5 protein-coding genes are annotated in these 20,145 nt (G+C 34.0%); all 5 read right to left on the minus strand.

Features of this window, described 5'->3' with window-relative positions:
• Window positions 1-26 precede the first annotated feature (26 nt).
• Window positions 27-4,202 carry a S8 family serine peptidase gene (locus COE53_RS19810; protein ID WP_180242460.1) on the minus strand — a complete coding sequence of 1,392 codons (4,176 nt, stop codon included), beginning with the start codon at window positions 4,200-4,202 and terminating at the stop codon, window positions 27-29.
• A 497-nt stretch (window positions 4,203-4,699) separates the two neighbouring features.
• Window positions 4,700-8,830 (minus strand): S8 family serine peptidase, encoded by a 4,131-nt coding sequence (locus COE53_RS19815; protein ID WP_098948593.1) that lies wholly within the window; start codon window positions 8,828-8,830, stop codon window positions 4,700-4,702.
• Between the two features lie 424 nt (window positions 8,831-9,254).
• Complete coding sequence (locus tag COE53_RS19820) at window positions 9,255-13,415, minus strand: S8 family serine peptidase (RefSeq protein WP_098948594.1); 4,161 nt, start codon at window positions 13,413-13,415, stop codon at window positions 9,255-9,257.
• Window positions 13,416-13,967: 552 nt separating this feature from the next.
• Complete coding sequence (locus tag COE53_RS19830; RefSeq protein ID WP_098948595.1) at window positions 13,968-15,272, minus strand: helix-turn-helix domain-containing protein; 1,305 nt, start codon at window positions 15,270-15,272, stop codon at window positions 13,968-13,970.
• Between the two features lie 556 nt (window positions 15,273-15,828).
• Window positions 15,829-19,350, minus strand: coding sequence for a S8 family serine peptidase (locus COE53_RS19835; protein WP_098948596.1), 3,522 nt, complete (start codon window positions 19,348-19,350; stop codon window positions 15,829-15,831).
• Between the last annotated feature and the right edge of the window lie 795 nt (window positions 19,351-20,145).

Here is a 20,145-nt window from a genome sequence, read left to right on the forward strand (position 1 = left end):
CTCAAATGTAGAGAACAGGCCTACTTTTATTGTACTCCTAATTGACTCTTAACTGATTCTAAAGTACTTCCTTTATACTGTTTAACTGGTTTTGGAGGAGCTGGGATCCAAGGGTTTTGCATTAAGTAATTCTTTTCAACAAATGCTAGGTCCTTCGCATCGACCGTACCGTCGAAGTTAATATCTGCACTTCGTTTATTTGTTCCCCAATATGTTTGGATTGCTAATGCGTCCTTCACATCGATTACATCGTCTTTGTTTACATCTCCAGCAGTTGCATATGGAGTGCTTTCTATACCTACTCTATAATATACACCATAGAATTGATCATCTAGATCATAATGAACATTAATTTTTGAGTAATAAGTTGTAAAATGACCTGGAATATCTTGGATTAACGTATAATCATCTTTTGATGGATCCATTCCTGTAATATCAAACGATCCATTTTTTGCGACGATATTTGTTTTTACTACTTTTCCATTACTATCAATTACTGTTAAAGTTGGCGAACTCTTTGAGTAATCTTTTGTAGAATCCAAAGTACCGGAAGCATTTTTAAAGCCTTCTGCATGTATATATCCTACAAATTCTGTTTGGTCGTTTTTTAAGATCCTAATTGATGTCACGCTTGTAAAAGGACTAGAAGTTACATTATCTACATTTGTAAATGTTGAAGTAACTGGGCTAGATGAATCATATTGGCTAAATGATGTATTATCTCTTGGCAGAAGCGGTTTAGGCACTTGAAGTGTTAAATCTACCATTGGTATATCACCATCTACGCCAGTAGTTCCATTAAAATTAACAGTAACATCAGATGAGATCCTGCTTCCTGAAGTAGTTTGTTTAACATCTAGTGATCCTCCAAGCTTTTGTGCTTCAGGATTCAATGAAATGTTTGTAATTTTTGTACCAGATGTATCTGAGAACTTATAGTTCGCTTTCTTTAATTTATTTACATTATTTGCTGTTAACGTCATTGTAAATGTGTCCCCTGGCTTTGCCAATACCTTATTGTATGTTGTCGGAGCATTTATCTGACCATATACATAAGGCGTATGCTCATTTACGAAATAATATTGGCTTTGAAGGTTACCATTTGTCGCTTCATCCATTCCTTCAAATTTCACAGGTAATACTGGTAAATCCGGTGACAATGCGATTTCATCAGATGTATTACCGTCTTTGTCAACTGTCAAATTATTAGTTGGCAGGTAACTATTATAATAAGCTAAAAATTGATTTTGTGTTTGATCAGCAGTAATTCCAGCAGCTTGTTTTACCGCAACATTATCATCTGTAATATGCCCTGTTACACCAACTTTAGTTTGTCCATCTTTATATTCAACGATTTGTTTTCCAGGTACTTCACCTTCTACATGAACGTCCCATTTTGGTTTTGTACCATCTACAAATAAATCTTGACTGATCGTATATTGTTTTCCGTCATCATCTGTACCTACCAATTTTAATACATATTGCCCCGCTTTTGGTACGACAAGTTGGTCATCTCTCATACCGATTGGATTATTCGGATCATTTGTAAATGGGTGGTAATATCCCCAGTATACGAAACCAAGTACATTATCAACACCTTCATCATATGCTACTCCATCATACGAATTAGCAATACCAAGATCTTTACCAGTTTTCGCATCCGAAAAAACGACATCAATTGTTTTCATATGTGAACTTAAGCTAAAGTTAGCAGCATCTGTTCGATTCCATTTTTGACTGCTTTGAATTAGTGATTCAGGCACTGATTTTTTATAAAGTTTAAAGTAATTAAACCCTTGCTCAACGTAGTGTACACCAAATGGAACTCGGTAAGTTTCTGAAGGATTGTCTTTGTTTGTATACACTACATAGCCTTCGTAAATCCCTTTTTCTGCTGTTTTTGGAATATTCAAGGTAATAGTTGTTTTCTTTTGGCTAATCCCTTTTAGTGTAACTGTTGAATCTGTTTGAACAGTTACTCCATTTGCTTGTGCATCTTTTGAACCGCGCAGATTTGATTGGAAATTTACTTTTACATCAAATGTTTTCGATTTTTCTCCTCTGTTCATTAACGTAACAGAACGTGTATCTGAATAGTCCGAACCATTATATGCGACATTTCCAAAGCTTAATGCACCTGTATCCTCATTAATTTGTTTTTCTTTTCCATTTATAATAGTCGACGTTTTTTCTTTAACTTTAATTTCAATCGTTGAATGAATTGCGTTATAAGGATCGATTCGTCCAGCACCTTGCTCAAATACACTATATGGCTTACTTAATGAATCAGCAGTATTCATTAAAATGGCCTTGATATCTTCTGGTTGTAAATCAGGTTGTGCTTGTTTTAATAAAGCTGCGACACCAGTTGTAAATGGTGTAGCCATCGATGTACCTGACATTCTTTGATACGCATTTTTATAATCAGTCGGATCATTTGGGCTATTAATAAAGCTTGGAACCGTTGAAAGTACACTCACTCCCGGTGCCGTAATTTCTGGCTTAATATCATATGTTGCACGTGAAGGACCTCGTGAGCTGAAGTCTGCTAATGTATCTCCCTGAGTTTTCGCTTCACCTATATCAGTAAATGTAAAGTTAGAAGATCCTGATTGTAGCTTTTTCTTCAAAGCAAGTCCATCTGCGTTAGATAACGAGAACGTTGGGATAAAGTTCACACCATCTCCTAAGAAGGTTGGAATTTGTCCTTCAGTAGGATTGTCATTATACAAAAGAACTGCTGCAGCGCCTTGTGCTTTAGCGACCGAGATTTTAGAATCTAATGTATAAGTTCCACGACTCATTAGAACAATTTTACCTTTTACATCTTTACCAGTGTATGCTTCACCTAGATTTACATCTACAACCGAATTCGTAACACCTTTTAATTTTGAAATATCATCCCCTGCGCCTTTTGCCATCAAAAGTAATGATGCAGTTACATTATCGATCGATCCTTTTCCTCCAAGTGTCGTAATTGGAACACTACTAGCCCCTACTGTTAATGCTAGAGCTGCTGTACCAGGTGCTCCTACGGTATACATCTTATTACCTGCATTTCCAGCTGCAACAACTGCTGTTACTCCATTTAAAACTGCATTGTTTATTGCGATACTAGTAGGATACATTGGGTCATTATAATTAGCACCTAAAGAAAGACTCATAATGTCCATTCCGTCTGCTACTGCTCGATCAATTCCAGCTAGAATGCCATCCGTCGTTCCACTGCCCCCAGGTCCAAGTACACGATATACATAAAGGTCAGCATCTGGAGCGACTCCAGTAGTTGCAAATTCACTAGTATTTTTTCCTTGTCCTACAATCGTTCCGGATACATGTGTTCCGTGTTCAGTTACATAATTTGCTGCTCCAGAGCTTCCTCCTGGCTTTCCAGCTTTTACCCAATCATCATAAGTTGTTTCCATCGGATCATTATCATTATTAACGAAATCGTATCCACCTTTATAAGCACCTTTTATATCCGGATGATTGTAATCTACCCCAGTGTCCAGTACAGCGACCTTTACTCCTTTACCTGTATAGCCTTCTTGATGTAATTTATCGATTTGAAGGTATGAACGCTCATCTGCCATTCCTTGTCCTTGCGTTTTAGTTGAATCTTCTGCTTTTTCTACTGGAAGATCTTCCTTAACAGTTTCATTGCTATAAATCGCTTTAACTGCTTTTGAATTTAAAAGAGATTTAACTTTATTTGCAGGAATCTTTAAAGCGACTCCATTGAAAGCATTTTTATATTTTCTACTTATTTTATATGTCGTGTCATCATCGCTTGATAGCTTTTGCAAGTCTTTGTCAAACGTTGCATGATCAGCATCTTCTAAACTTTTAGCCTCACTATCTGATAAACTTTCACCCTTTAAGGCTGCTTCAAGTACAGCTACTTTATGTGGTTTTTGATTGAATTGTACAATTACAGAAACATCTTCTGAACTATCTATATTAACATCAGGATTTAAGAATAATCCCGATTGATCATTCTTCGAAAGCTGTGTTAAGGCCTCTCTTTGAGCAGGTGTTAAATTAGCTAAAATCGACTCTGCATTCGTATCAAATGTTGCAGCCTTTACCTTTGACGATGAATTAAAATATGAAGCATGAAAACTACTAGAAATTAAACCTACACCTAATGTAATAGCAGTAGCATTTTTTACAATTTTTTTGTTTGTAAACTTCTTCCCCATTTTCCAGTCCTCCTGCATATTTTTTGATCTGTACTGATAGAAATTGTTATAATCCATTATTTTTTTTTAATTAATAGATCCGAACAAATACACTACCAAATTTCGACTAAATTCTTTCCCCTTCCCTATTTATTGACTTAATTATACGTAATCTGAATTTTCTGGTAAAATTAAAAATAATTCAAGATTAATAAGAGAATCTAATTTTTCCTAAATTCAAAAAGTATACTAAATCACTTTTTAGATCCTACCTTTTATGTATCTTTGTTAAGAAAAACCCCTGATTTATCAGCAGATTATAATTAAATAGTAAATAAAGTAGCCTCATAGACTGGCGAGCCTTTTAGACTAAGCCAGAGTTGCATCTACTCATTTCCTTAAATTGGCAACACTTTCATGTAATCTATTACAGTGCTGATTTACACTCTCTTTAAAAAAAGAGAAGCTGAAATGATCAGCTTCCCTTTGCGTTTATAACAAACACTTATATTAAATCTTTACTGTAAACCTAACTGACTTAATACTGTATCTAATGTTGCACCTTTATAAGAAGTTTTCGCTTTAGGTGCATTTTCTACAGTTGGATTTTGTAAACCATAGTTTTTAACAACATAGTTCATGTCTTTAGCGTCTACAACTTTATCAAAGTTAAAATCTGCAGAAGCTTTATTTGTACCCCAATATGTTTGTACAGCTAAAGCATCTAAAATATCGATAACATTGTCTTTATTTGTATCTCCAGCTGCAGCGATTGGTAAGTTATATCTAATTCGCTTTCCAACGATTTCACCACGAACATCACTGTACAATTCAAATTTTTGATTCATCGTAAAGTAACCTGGCACATCGACTTTCAGTGTATAAGGATTTATATCAGCTTTAAGTCCATCAATTAAATAGCTACCATATCGATCTGTAACTGGAGACTCAACAACTGTTTTCCCATCAAAAGAGGTAACCGTTACTTTTGCACCAATTTTACTTTGATCAATTGCATAATTTAGTCCTTTAATTGGATCAACTGCTGCTTCTGGTCTTAATGCTCCCTCTAACCTTGAATACATTGTTTTTACCTTATAACTTTCCATATAAGCGTAAACATTGTTCGTCACAACATTTGATTGATCAATTGTTGTTGCACTCATACCAAACCAGTTAATACTATCTGTTGTCCATTTGTTAGCAGTTTTTAGGTCAAAATTAAATAACGGTAAATCTTCTGGTAATGCTTTATCACCTAAATAATTAAATGTAAAAATATACTTCGTTGGTGTACTTTCTACACTAACCTGTGCATCACCATACTTTTTAACTGCATCATTTACAACTACATTCTCAACTGAAGCATAACTATCTTTTATCATTGTAATTTTAGTTGTTTTTAAATTTTTAACATTATTTGAACGAACGGTATAGTTTACACTATCACCTGTTGTAACAGTTTGTTTATTTGCTTTTACATAGAAGTATGGTAAATTTTGATCTACAAAAACGACTCTTAACATATTAGATGCATTACCATTAAAGTTTCTTGCTGCATCAAAACCATAAAACTGAACTTTTAATGGATCTGCTTGTTTTCTCACTAAAATTTTATCAGTGTAATTTCCATTTTTATCTGTTCTGATTGGATTTGTAGGAAATCCGTCATTATAAAATGAAACAACTGAATTGTTTGATTGATCGACAGGTAATCCTAAGCGAGTTCCTTCTTCAGTTTCTGGATCATGTAAGTTAATGTTAAAGTCATATAGGAATTGTCCATTCGAATCAAATTGACTATCTTTAACTTCAATTACTTTTTGATCCAACGAATCAAAACTTGAAGTCATTGTTGGTGCTCCTAGTTCATAAATGAAATCAGACGATGCTGAGAATGTTTTCCCTTGTTCATTTGTACCAACTAGTCTCAATTTATAGTGACCCGTTTTTGCAAATACTGGATGACTACTAATAGGATTTTTCGAATCACCTGTAAATGGATAATAAATTGTATTGAATGCAGGAGTATAATACTCTTGATTTTCATTTACTGCAATCGCATTAAATGTTCCTACTAATCCAAGATCTTCACCTGTAGTTGGATCTTGTAGTACTAGATCTATCGCCTTCATATGTGATTTTAGTGTAAATGTTATATCCATAAATGGGTAAGCATTTGCTGGCCATGCTGTGTCTGTGCCATACATTGGATTTTCGATATTAAACTTATCAATACCTTCGTTTACAACACGTCCACCAAATGGAATTTGGTAAGTTTCAGTCGGATCTGAGGAATTCGTGAAAATAATATATCCCTCATATGTTCCTTTTTCAGCAGTTTTAGGAATGTTTAAGTTAAACTTAATTGATTTTTGATTAATTCCATTTAATTTAACTGTAGTTGGTCCTTCTAACGTTACGCCATTTGATGCTGCATCTTTTGATCCTCTTAATCCCGTTTGGAATTTAACATTAACATCAAATGTTTTTGCTTTCTCACTACGATTTTTTAATGTAACAGTTTTTGAGCCTGAAATATCTTCACCATTAAATCCATAAGATCCAAAGCTCATTGCACCTGTTAATTCTGTAATTAATTTTTGTTTTCCATTCACAAACATAGGTGTTTTATCATTTACTTCTAACTCAACGTTTGAATGAATTGCTTCATAAGCGTCTACTCGTCCACTTCCTACCTCATATACGCTATAATTTTTAGATAGTGGATCTGCTGTATTCATTAAAATCGACTTTACATCTTCTGGTTGAAGATCTTTATTTGATTGAAGTAATAATGCTGATACACCTGCGACATATGGAGTAGCCATTGATGTACCTGATAAGCGTGCGTATGCATATTTATAATCTTCTGTATGTGTTCCATCTACCGTGTGATCATTTACATAAAACGGAACCGTTGAAAGAATTGAAACACCTGGTGCTGTTACTTCCGGTTTAATATCGTAGTTAACACGGCTCGGCCCTCTCGAACTGAACGTAGCTAAATCATCAGATGCGGTTTGAATTTTCTTGAAATCACCAAATGTGAAATCTGATTTACCATCTTTTAATGCTGCAGAAATTACTGAGCCCTCATCAAATGAAACTGAGAATGAAGGAATCGCATTCATTGATTCACCAAGGAATGTCTGAATTGCTCCCTCTGCCTTGTTTGTTTCATCGTTAGCCATGATAACACCCGCAGCACCTTGTGCTTTGGCATATGAAACTTTAGAGTCTAATGTATATACTCCTCGTTTCATGAACACAAATTTTCCTTTTACATCCTTATTTTGATAACCACTTGGATCTCCAAGTCCTACATCGACAAGTTGTACAGTTTTTCCTTTTAATGAAGTTAGGTCATCTTTATAGTTTTTCGTCAATTGTCTTATATTGTAACTTTTACCATTATTTACGCCCGTGTATTGATAAATATCAATTGCAACTGAAGACGCTCCAACTGTTAATGCTAATGCAGCCGCTCCCGGCGATCCAAGAGTAAACATTTTATCGCCACTATTACCTGCAGCTACAACGGTCGTAACTCCACTTAATACGGCATTGTTAACTGCAATAGAAGTTGCAAAAAGTGGATCATTTATTGTTGCTCCTAGCGACATGTTAATGACATCCATACCATCTTGTACTGCTCGATCAATCCCGGCAATGATCGCATCACTTGTGCCGCCACCACCTGGGCCAAGTACTCGGTAAGCATAAAGGTCCGCTTCAGGTGCCGCACCAACTGTTTTATACTCACTATTTGATACACCGCGTCCACCAATAATACCAGCAACATGTGTTCCATGTTCAGTATAATAGTCCGCTCCATTTTGAGATCCAGGTTTTCCTGCCTTCACCCAATCCGCATACGTTGTTTCCATTGGATCATTATCGTTATTAACAAAATCATATCCACCTTTGTAAGCATCCTTTAAATCCGGGTGGTTATAATCCATTCCGGTATCAAGAATTCCTACTTTAATCCCTTTACCGGTAAAACCCTCTGCGTGTAAACGATCTAAGCCGTCATATGGAGTATAATTTGCTACTTTAGCTTCATCAGTTTTTAGCTGATCATTTTCTACTTCTGGAGGGTCTATCGAAAATTTTTCGTTACTCCAAACTGTTTTAACAGCTTTTGATTTTAATAGATTTTTAATTTGATTTGCTGGTAGGCTCATTGAGACACCGTTAAATGCATGCTTATAGGAGCGGTTAATCTTATAATTTATTTTTTTATTTTCATCACCTGTTAATACTTTCTCTACATCATTTGAAAAAGATTCGTGATCCTGATCTACTAGCTTATTAGCATCGGTTTCAGATAAAGTTTTACCTTCGACACTTGCTTCAAGTTTAGCAATTTTTGCTGGTTTATTATTAAACTCTACTATGACACTAGTTTGATCTGAAGAGTTTAAGTCAGTGTCTTTAGAAATTTGAAGACCAGTCTCTTCGTTTGTTGAAAGCTGATTTAAGGCCGCTCTTTGTTCAGAAGTTAAATTTGCCAAAATATCATCTACATTCCTTGGACTAGCTGCTTTTGTGCTTTGTGTTACATGTCCAAGTGAACCTAATATAAAACTAGATGTTAAAGCTAAAACAGAAAAACTTTTTAACAATTTACTCTTTTTCCCCATTTCTCCAATCCCCTTATAAAATTATGTTTTTTTTGATAGAAATTGTTCGATTTACCTCAAATTTCCTTAAAAACGAACGCATAATCTATCAATTTACGACTCGTTTCTATCCCCTTCCCTATATAATGATTTCATTATACGTAATCAGAATTTTCTGGTAAAATTAAAAAAAATATAACTTTAATAACGAAATCTTATTTTTTCTAATTGCATTCTAAAGAATTGAACTAACACTTTTAGAAGTATTTTTGTGCCCAAAATCTTTTATTAATATAATTTACACATCAACACTGACGTTTTTCTGATAAAATATTTTTTGAAAAATATTCCAAAAAATTGGTTATGAATATCGCTTATTGTGCTAAAACAGACAGATCAAAAAAGAGAAGCCGCTATACGCCTTCCCCTTTCCAATTGATTTTTATTATTCTAAACCTAACTGACTTAATACAGTGTCTAACGTAACACCTTTATAAGAAGTTTTTGCTTTTGGTGCATTTGCTACCGTCGGATTTTTCAATCCATAATTTTTTATGATGAAATCCATATCCTTCTTATCCACAACTTTGTCAAAGTTAAAATCTGCAGATGCTTTATTTGTACCCCAATATGTTTGTACAGCTATTGCATCTAAAATATCGATCACATTATCTTTATTTACATCACCAGCTGATGCTGTTTCAAGTAAGTATCTTAATCTCTTTCCAACTGTTTCACCACGAACTTCATTCGATAAATATAATTGTTTTTGCATTGTAAAGTGACCCGGTACATCTACTTTTATTGTATAAGCATTTTTATCTGCTTTAAGTCCTTCAGCAATATAACTACCAGCTTTAGATGTTATAGGAGCTACAACGACTGTTTTCCCATCATATGAAGTCACCGTAACTTTTGCACCGATTTGACTTTGATCAATCGAATAAATCTTTTCACCAGTAGATGGATCTTTCGTCCCTTCTAATTGTAATGAACCTTCTAGTACTGAAAATTTCGATTTAGTCGCATAACCTTCCATATAAGAATAGACATTATCTGTCTCAACATTTGATTGATCAAATGTTGTAGCATCCATTATATGCCATAAGAATGGAGTTGAACGCGTATATTTATCAAGTGTTTTTATATCGAAATTAAATAACTTCAAATCTTCTGGTAAAGGTTTAGTACCAGAATACGTAAATGTAAACGTATAATTTAATACACTATCGAAATAAGGTGCAGTTTCTACAGATACTTGTGCATCGCCGTATTGTTTAACCGCATCATTTACAACAACATTTTCAATTGCAGCTAAATTAGTATCGACTGGCAATGTAATTTTTGTTGTTTTTAAGTTTTTAATATTATTCGAACGAACACTGTAATTAACCGATTCTCCCGTAGTTACAGTTTTTTTATTTGCTTTTAAATAAAAGTAAGGATAAGTATTTTTAACAAAAGCAACTTTTAGCATCGCAGAAGCATCAGCAGTAGCGTTTTTCGCTGCGTCTAAGCCATAAAATTGAACAGTTAAAGGCTGAATCTGACTTCTAACTAAAATTTGATGCTCATCATAATTTCCATTTTTATCTGTATATGATGGTAATGTTGGTCTTCCCCAATTGTAAAAAGAAACAACTGAATTGCTTGATTGATCAACATTAATACCATATCGATTTGCTTCCTCAACTTCAGGATCTTTTACATTAATATTAAAATCATATAAAAATTCTCCCTTAGAATCTAACTGACTTTCATTATATTCAATAACCTTTTGATCTAACGAATCAAAGCTTGAAGTTATTGTAGGAGTTCCAACTTCATATAAGAAATCCGAAGCCGCCGAGAATGTTTTACCTTTTTCATTTGAACCAACAAGCCTTAATTTATAATGACCCGTATTTATTTTGACAGGATCACTGCTAATTGGATTTTTTGGATCACTTGTAAATGGATAATAATAGGTATTAAAAGCTGCACCAACATAATATGTTTGATTTTCATTTAGAAGGAGTGTATTAAAAAATCCCACAAGTCCTAAATCTTCACCTGTATTTGGATCTTGTAATACGACATCTAAAGTCTTCATATGCGATTTTAGATTCATCGAAAAGTCAAGATCTGGATAACTAGTTTGTGGCCAAGCGCCTTCGTCTGAAAAAATTGGATTTTCAATTTTAAATGTATCAATCCCTTCGTTTATTACACGTCCACCAAATGGAATTTGGTATGTTTCAGTTGAATCTTGAGTATTCGTGAAAGTGATATAACCTTCATATGTTCCTTTTTCTGCTGCTTTTGGAAAGTTTAAGTTAAATTCAAATGATTTTTGGCTAATTCCATTTAATTTAACAGTCGAAGGGCCTGTTAAAGTTACATTGTTCTGAGCTGCATCCTTCGATCCTCTTAATCCAGTTTGGAATTTCACATCTACATTAAATGTTTTTGCTTTTTCACTGCGATTCTTTAATATAACTGTACGTGAATCAGCTATATCTTGATTGTCAAATCCAAAAGAACCAAAACTCATTCCACCAGTTAATTCTTTAATGGATTTTTGTTTTCCATTTATAATTGTAGGGGTCTTGTCCACTACCTCTAATTCTACATTTGAGTGAATAGCCTCATATGCATCTACTCGACCGCTTCCTACTTCAAAAACACTGTAATCTTTTGCCAAAGGATCTGCTGTATTCATTAAGATTGATTTAACATCTTCCGGATTTAAATCTCTATTTGATTGAAGTAAGAGAGCTGAGACCCCTGCAACATAAGGTGTTGCCATGGAAGTTCCAGATAAGCGCTCATACGCATATTTGTAATCTTCTGGTTTTGATCCATTAACTGTTTTATCGTTTACATAGAATGGTACCGTCGAAAGGATTGATACACCAGGTGCAATTACTTCTGGTTTAATATCATAGTTCACTCGAGATGGACCTCTAGAACTGAATTGTGCTAATTCATCAGAAGCAGTTTTTAATTTTGTGAAATCTCCGAATGTGAAGTCTGTTTTACCAGCTTTAATTGCAGCTGCGATTGTATTACCATCATCATTTGAAACGGAGAATGCAGGAATCGCATCAACTGATTCACCTAAAAATGCTTGAATTGCACCTTCAGCTTTATTTGTTCCATCGTTATACATTAAAACCCCAACAGCACCTTTTGCTTTTGCATTTTTGATTTTGTCAATTAAAGCAATTGATCCACGCTTAATGAACGCAATCTTACCGTTTAAGTCTTTTCCATTAAAGTCAGCTGGATTTGCTAAACCAACATCAACAAGTTGATACGTTTTTCCTTTTAATGTTGTTACATCATCTTTATAATTTCTTGCTAATTGTCTTAACGTATAGTTTTTGCCATCTTGGATACCAGCATATTGGTAAATATCAAGTGCGATTGATGATGCACCGACTGTTAAAGCTAATGCGGCAGCACCAGGTGATCCTAATGTATACATTTGATCCCCGCTATTACCTGCTGCTACGACAGTCGTTACGCCGCTTAGTACAGCATTGTTTACAGCAATTGAAGTTGCATAAAGTGGATCATTAATTGATGCCCCAAGCGACATATTGATGACATCCATACCATCTTGAACTGCTCGATCGATCGCAGCGATAATATTTTCACTTGTACCACTACCACCAGGTCCTAGTACTCTATAGGCATATAAGTCTGATCCAGGTGCTGCACCAACTGTTTTATACTCACTGTTTGCTACACCTCGTCCACCAATAATCCCAGCAACATGTGTACCATGTTCAGTATAATAATTGGCCGCTGTTCCCGGTTTTCCAGCATTCACCCAATCGGCATACGTCGTTTCCATCGGATCATTATCGTTATTAACAAAATCATATCCACCTTTGTAAGCATCCTTTAAATCTGGGTGGTTGTAATCGATTCCTGTATCAAGAATGCCAACTTTAATTCCTTTACCTGTATACCCTTCTGAATGTAAACGGTCTAAACCATCATAAGGTGTATAATTTGCAACATTTGCTTCATCAGTTTTTAACTGTTCATTATTTTCTGCTTTTGCTGGAGGATCAATCGAAAATGTTTCGTTGCTCCAAACTGTTTTAACTGCTTTGGATTTTAATAGATTCTTAATTTGATTTGCTGGTAGACTAAGCGAGACACCATTGAAAGCATGTTTATATGAATGATTAATCTTATAACTCACTTTTTTATTGTTTTCATTCGTTAATACTTTCTCTACATCATTCGAAAATGTTTTATGGTCCTGATCTACAAGTTTAGATGCTTCAGTTTCAGATAATGATTGCCCCTCTACACTTGCTTCAATTTGAGCAATTTTAGCAGGCTTATTGTTAAATTCAACAATAACAGAGGTTAGATTTGAAGAGGCTAAGTTAATATCTGAAGAAATTTGAAGACCTGTCTCTTCATTTGTTGAAAGTTGATGAAGAGCCGCTCTTTGCTCCGAAGTTAAATTTGCTAGAATTTCGTCTACATTTCTTGGACTAGCTGCTTTTGTATTGTGAGATATGTGGCCAAGTGAACCTAATATAAAACTTGATGTTAACGCTAATACAGTAAAACTTTTTAAAACCTTACTCTTTTTCTCCATTCCTAAGTCTCCCTGTAAAGATTAATTTTAATAGAAATTGTTCAAATACATAACGAGGTCTTCTCTAATTTGGATTAGAACAATGAATGATTTCCAACTTCCGGCTTAACTCCATCCCCTCCCCTATTCATTGATTTCATTATAAATAATTAGAATATTCTGGTAAAATTAAAAATTATAGATTTTTAATAATAAGGTCTTATTTTTACTTGTACTCTTCGAAAGTTTTGTAATAACACTCCCTTATAGTTTTTTCACTTACTTTAGGGGCTCTTGGCTAGTTAAGAATCTAGCGTCGTGATTTTTAAATGTATCTCTACGTCGTCCTCACTTAAAAACTAGTAACCTAAAGAGGAATTCAACTAATCTACTTATAAATTAGCTACAATGATGACCCAAATAAAAAAACTCGTGCAATTGGCGAGCATTTAGGCGCAGACAGAGGCGTAGTTACACAACTACGTCGAGTTTTTTTCTCCGCTGCCAATTTATACTTTCTAATATGCAAAAAAGAGAAGCCAGTATTTAGAGCTCCTCCTAAAATTTCTATTATTAAATCCATTCCAATTCCGCTTTTACTTGATTAGTTTCGATAGGAATGTCACGTTGATTACCACTATCACTAAAGAACTGAATCAATTCGATCGCTTCTTCATATTGACCTAATTCCATATAGTATTTATATAATTTTTTCCCATACTGTTCATAATAAAAAACATTATTTGTTGAAGCAAACTGTGGAATAGCTACCTTTGCTAAATAATCATAATACCCACTTCGATTTTTTTTACAATTCAAAAGTAAGAGGTTAAATAATGTGAGATGAATCGGGCTATTATGTTTCTTAGCTAAAGCAATTCCTTTTTTTACTTCCTCTAAAAGATTTTCTATATTCAATAACTGTCCTTCCGAGCATGATTCAATGTAATTGTAGAATCGTCGTAAGTAATAGAATGATGTATGATCTGTCATGAATAATGATTTCTTAAAATAATGTGCAGCTTGCTCGAAATCTTTTCGTTTAAAGAACTCTACCCCTAAATTATTTAAAAGAATACGTTTTTTTTCATTATCACCTAAGTTTTCACAATTATGAATTAAATTCATATAGCTTTCTACTAATTCCATAAAATCGATATCATTTTCACTTTCAAATTGCATTAACATTAAAGTTTGAGCATTTATTGCTTGCAAATAGTTACATGTTTTAATGAAATAATCGTTTGCTTTTTGAGCATAAGTATAAGCTAGTACTTTCCCCCTTGCGTAGTGATAGCCAAGAGCTAAGTGATAGTAATATTCTTCATTTTTGTATTCTTCTATATTAATTTGTTTTAAAATTTTAACTGCCTCTCTAAAATCTTCACTTGTTGTAGTCCGATATGTACTAATACAAAACATTCCTTTAATGTGTAGAAGAAGACTTTTTTCAAAATCAGAAATCCTTTGGAAATTTTTTTCCGCATATTCGATTATCGATTTAGTTTCAGGTAACATCTTCTTATGAAGATAGTACCTTGCTGTTAATAAGTGATAATACACTGCATATTTAGAAGCTTTGATAAACGGTATACTTTCTAATTCTTTTTTTATCTCCTCAATTTGAATGGAATTTTGCATAATAATGGCAAGATCCCAATCTTTTAACCGCTGTTCAATATGATGTAATGCTTTCATTTCTTTGTTTAGATCAATCCCTAACCGTTCTGTTAATTTGGATAAAATATCAGGTGATATACTCACTTTTCCACCTTCGAATCTACTAATATATGTTTTACAGCAAATCTCTTTGCTTAGGTTTGATTGGCTGATTCCATTTTTTTCACGATAAAATTTGAAAATTTCTCCGACTAACATTTTAGCCTCCCTAATGAACCAACATTATTAGAAATAGTTCAGTTTAGTAATTTTTGTTTATGTCATTACATTTCTTTTAAATTGCAATAAATTATTGTTTTTTCTTTCGTTTGAGTTATGACGTAAATGTAGGATTCCAATGGATAGGATTCGTTTTCCCAAATATTTTTTTAATTTTCTAACATCAATATTTATTGGTTTTATTATACAAGAACAATCTTTTCTAATAAAATTAATTAGTTTAAAATTATAATAAGATAATCTTATATTAAGAAGGAATAGTCAGAGGACTTCTAAAATTCCGGATCATAAAAAAACATTTTTCCAAATCTGGAAAAATGCCTCTCTTAAAATTAATATTTAAGCAATAAATGACTAAAATACACTAAAAATTCTAATCCCAATCCTTGGACTGTACTTGAACTTTTTCAAATACTTCAAGCGGAATCTTAAAGAATCAGAGGTTTTATTTTCTTACTTCAATTTTACGTATAAATAAATATAGAGCACAAAAATAAAAATGCAGGAANNTTCCTGCATTTTTATTTTTGATACATTATTTTTGTAAAACGGTAACTGTCTGTGGTTTTGTAGTTACTTTAAAGCCGTCTTTACTTACCACATCTGCTGATATTGTATACGTACCACTTGGAACAGTAGCTTCCGGAGCCCATTTCAAGTGAATTTCAACTTGATTATCAACATTAAAAGAATCCACAAGGTTGCCGTTTACATCCTTAACATTAATTTTCCAATTCACTTTGTTATTGCCATAACCGTTGATTTGAGCAGGAGTACTTGCATTAACATTTTTATTTGGGTATACACTGAAATAGCTAACAAGCATTCCTTCATTAATATAAGAAGTGTCTCCCCAAACTGTGTAGCTGTGATTTAAAGCATAATCGGAACCTAATACAACAACACTCTTAGGCTCTTCTTTTACAAGTAAAGATGTTTGACCTGGTTGTAAAGGCTTATATTTACCGTTATACCAAACAATCGCACCGTAATAGCCACTTCCTTTTTCATTGTCTGTAGCTTTGAATGAAATTTCATATTGACCATCTATAGGCTTTACTTGAATATCGGATACAACAGGAGCAACTGAATCAACATGGAAAGGAAGTTTCACGATTTGTGGTTTCGCATCCTTATAATCTAATGTTGATTTAATGACATAGTTATAAGTGCCATCCTTAACAACTTTTCCGTTTTCGTCTGTTACATCCCATACATAACCACCATTCATGTAGTCGCTGTAAGACATAATATTTTTACGGAACTTCCATGGCTTTCCAGTATATTCACTAAAGTCACCTAGGTATTTAATCATTTCTCCGTTTGCATTCTCCACGTACATTTCAGTCTTTTCTAAATTACGTAATACAGTAAATGTTGGGAACACTGTATTTAACCCAGCATTAGGAGAAATAACAATTCGATCCTTATTAAATCTTGCTGTTTTTGGATCATATCCTAATGGGTATGTATTTTCAGAAAATGGTTCGTCATTCCAAAGTGTCGTATATCCTAAGAACGCATCTTTTTCATATGCTGCAGGATCAATATTTTGTGGTAGATCCCATTCACCATAGTAACCCATGTATGGAACCGTTAAAGGAACTGCTGACTCACTGTTTTTACCAGATGGAACTAAACGGACATACCCTTCAACAAATGTACCTTTCTTTAAGCTTGACGGAAGTTGAATTTGAATATCGAGATTTTTTTCTTGTCCTGGTTTAATTTTTAATGTTTTTCCTGCTGTAGACGATACTGTTTCTCCATTCACAGATGCGATAGCACCTTGTACACGCTCGCTTTTTAACGTTAAATATTCTTTTGAATCCAATGTTCCATCATTATCTAGGTCAATATCTTTTGTTACTTTACCGTCCGTTAAAACGTCAACATATACTTGATATTCTAAATCTTTTATATTCAAATTTTGAAGCGCTTCTGCATTTAATTTGAAGTGTACATTATCAGATTTGATCTCTTTTAACGCAACTGCTCCTGCTTGCTCAAGCGGAGTTTTTTCTCTTGTCACAAGTACTGGTGTTTTAATCGCATTTTCAATTTGCATTAAGCCCGAACCTTGTACGCGTGGGGAATACGGTACTTCATTATTCGTAGAAGGATCAAGAACTAACTTTGCAGTATTCATTAATGCAATTTTTGCTTTTAAAGCTGTTTCTTCTGAATGAGTTAAACCTTTTTCATATAGTGATTGCAGTATTAATGCTGAACCTCCTGCAACATGAGGACTTGCCATAGATGTTCCGCTCATTACCTCATATTGATTTCCTGGAACAGTCGAATAAATTTTACCACCAGGTGCAGAAATCTCAGGCTTAAAGTCTAATGTATGTGGTGTACCATAAGATGAGAAATATGACATCGTATTCTTATTTGGATTTTCAACATAGATTCCAGTTGACGGTTTCATTTTCACAATATGACCGCTCGTTAACTGAGAAATTAAAGTAGCTCCAACTGCTCTGCTAGTCGTTGCAGCAGGTGTAAAGTAAGGACTAAAATATACGAATGGATAGTCAACATCTTCATTCGCAGGTACAAGGATTACTGCCTTTGCATTCTTCTTTTTCGCTTCGGTTTGAATATAAGTATATGAACCATATTTTCCATTTGGTTTTGCAACGACAATTTTATTTGTCACATCTTTATCTTTAAAATCAGCTGTCTTACCTTCTCCAACGTATACCATCTCGTAAGATTCAAGTGGCGATAATACACTAGAAAGCCTCATATCAAACTGTGTTTGGTCTTGGTATGGTAACTGTAAACCATCTTCTGATTTAAGAGATGCCATGTGTATACTCGTATTTTCATAGGAAGCAACAGATAATGCATATGGGCTTACTCCTGGTTCACCAACTGTTCCAATATCTGGATTTTCAGCATACGGTTTTACGGAGGACGGTATTAGATTATTTTTTGTGCTATAAGCAGAATTTCCACCCGCTTCAACTACAAGCGTACCTTGTTCGGTTGCTTCACGGATCGCCTTTTGAATTGGATCATCTTCTTCACTTACGAAACCCGCGTCAGTTCCTAAACTCATGTTAATGACATCTGCTCCCATAGTCACCGCGTGCTCAATACCAGCAATAATATCATCTTCATATGCTCCATTTGCATTATCAGAGAATACTTTTTCTGCCAACAACTGTACTCCTGGTGCAATACCTTTTACTCCGTCATTTGCTTCGTCACCATTCGCTCCTACTGTACCTGCAACATGCATACCGTGTGAATTCCCTGCACTGTGTGGAATGACATCTGTATCATGATCCGCCCAGTCATATCCTGTTGGTACCTTGTCGCTGTACCATACTTCGCCCACACCAGTTTCCGCGAATTTTTTTTGAATACTTTCTTTCGAATACTTTTCCTTTGCTTTTCCTTTTTCTGTCAACGTCATATCTTTATGAGTATAGTCTATTCCCGTGTCGACTATAGCAACAAGTAATCCTTCTCCTTGATAGCCATAATCCTGCCATACTTTTTGAGCTTGTACTAATTCTTTGCTTGCCCCCATAGAAGGCTGAAATTTTCTTGCGATATGTACATTTGTTACACCTGGAGTCGATTGAATTTCCTCTAAGTTACGAAATTCAGTTTCTACACTAAAACCATTAAATCCTTCATAAAAACGTTGTTTAACTTTCACATCTGATTTCTTAGAAATGTGTTCAATCGCTTCATCTTGTTTTTGTTTAAATTGTGCTCTTTTACTTTGATTAGACTCTTCCGTGGCTGTTTGTGGCTTCTCAACTTCAACGATTACACGTACTTTTTCATTTGGTTTATAAGGTTTTACTATTCCCTTCTCTTTTAAATCTTTATAGCCAAACTCATCTACCGCATCTTGAGCAGTTTGTTTTTGCTCATCAACAAAAATTTGCTGACCTTGTTTTACAATTTCTTCAATACTTGGAGCAGGGATCTGATTTTCCTCTGTTCCTTCAGCAAATCCTGTTGATGTAAATAACATTGTAACCAAAGTTGTTGTTGCAAGAACCTTGTAAGGAAAACTTTTTTTCTTTTTCATTTTTACTCTCCTCTACAGTAAACTTTCATTTTCTTAATCTATTAAAATGAAATAGATTTAACTCAAAAGCACCAAAAAGATTATTCATTCTTTGGCCAAATCTGGTACAATACTAATTTTAATTGCGTTGTTGCAAGAATCATATTGGGTTATTTATATGACCTTTAGACCTATGTATAAAAATTAAAAAACAAAAACTCAAGTAGAAAATAAGGGAATTTTAACTTATTTGGTCGAGAGGCTTCTAAAAAGAATGATTTAATCGGGATAATCCAACTAAGTCGATGAGCAAATTTATTGATTTAATTACAAATTGAAGAAAAAAATGATGAATTTCTGACTTGAAGTACAATTAAAAATAGTAAAATAGAAAGGATTAAATAAAGCTTAAATAGTCCAACTTTATTATTTTCAAGACAAGTCTCTATCTTCATTTTTGGATGTTATAGCGGTCAATGGATACCTAGATGAAGAGACGAAAAGATCGTAGGCTCCATTTTATTCAATCTATCAAAAGGAAGGATTTTCTTGTTTTTTCAAAAAAAAAAGGTGCCCCTAAAAAGATTTACTTTTGGGACACACTCCTCTTCTAAGATTAATATTTAAAGCAATGAATGACTAAAATACTATAAAACCTCTAACCACTATCCCTTGTCTGTACTTAAAACTTTTTCAAGTACTTCAAGCGGAATTTTAAAGAATCAGAAGATATTCAGACAACTCGGTAAGATTTTTTAAACTTGAAAAAAGACGACTTAATAACAGTCGTCTTTTCCAGAGTGTTGAAATATAAAA

This window comes from Bacillus sp. AFS029533, assembly GCF_002585125.1.
Lineage (GTDB): Bacteria > Bacillota > Bacilli > Bacillales > Bacillaceae_G > Gottfriedia > Gottfriedia luciferensis_B.

Coding starts and splice junctions, on each gene's coding strand:
- COE53_RS19810 (WP_180242460.1), bottom strand. CDS start 4,202: ATGGGGAAGAAGTTTACAAACAAAAAAATTGTAAAAAATGCTACTGCT.
- COE53_RS19815 (WP_098948593.1), bottom strand. CDS start 8,830: ATGGGGAAAAAGAGTAAATTGTTAAAAAGTTTTTCTGTTTTAGCTTTA.
- COE53_RS19820 (WP_098948594.1), bottom strand. CDS start 13,415: ATGGAGAAAAAGAGTAAGGTTTTAAAAAGTTTTACTGTATTAGCGTTA.
- COE53_RS19830 (WP_098948595.1), bottom strand. CDS start 15,272: ATGTTAGTCGGAGAAATTTTCAAATTTTATCGTGAAAAAAATGGAATC.
- COE53_RS19835 (WP_098948596.1), bottom strand. CDS start 19,350: ATGAAAAAGAAAAAAAGTTTTCCTTACAAGGTTCTTGCAACAACAACT.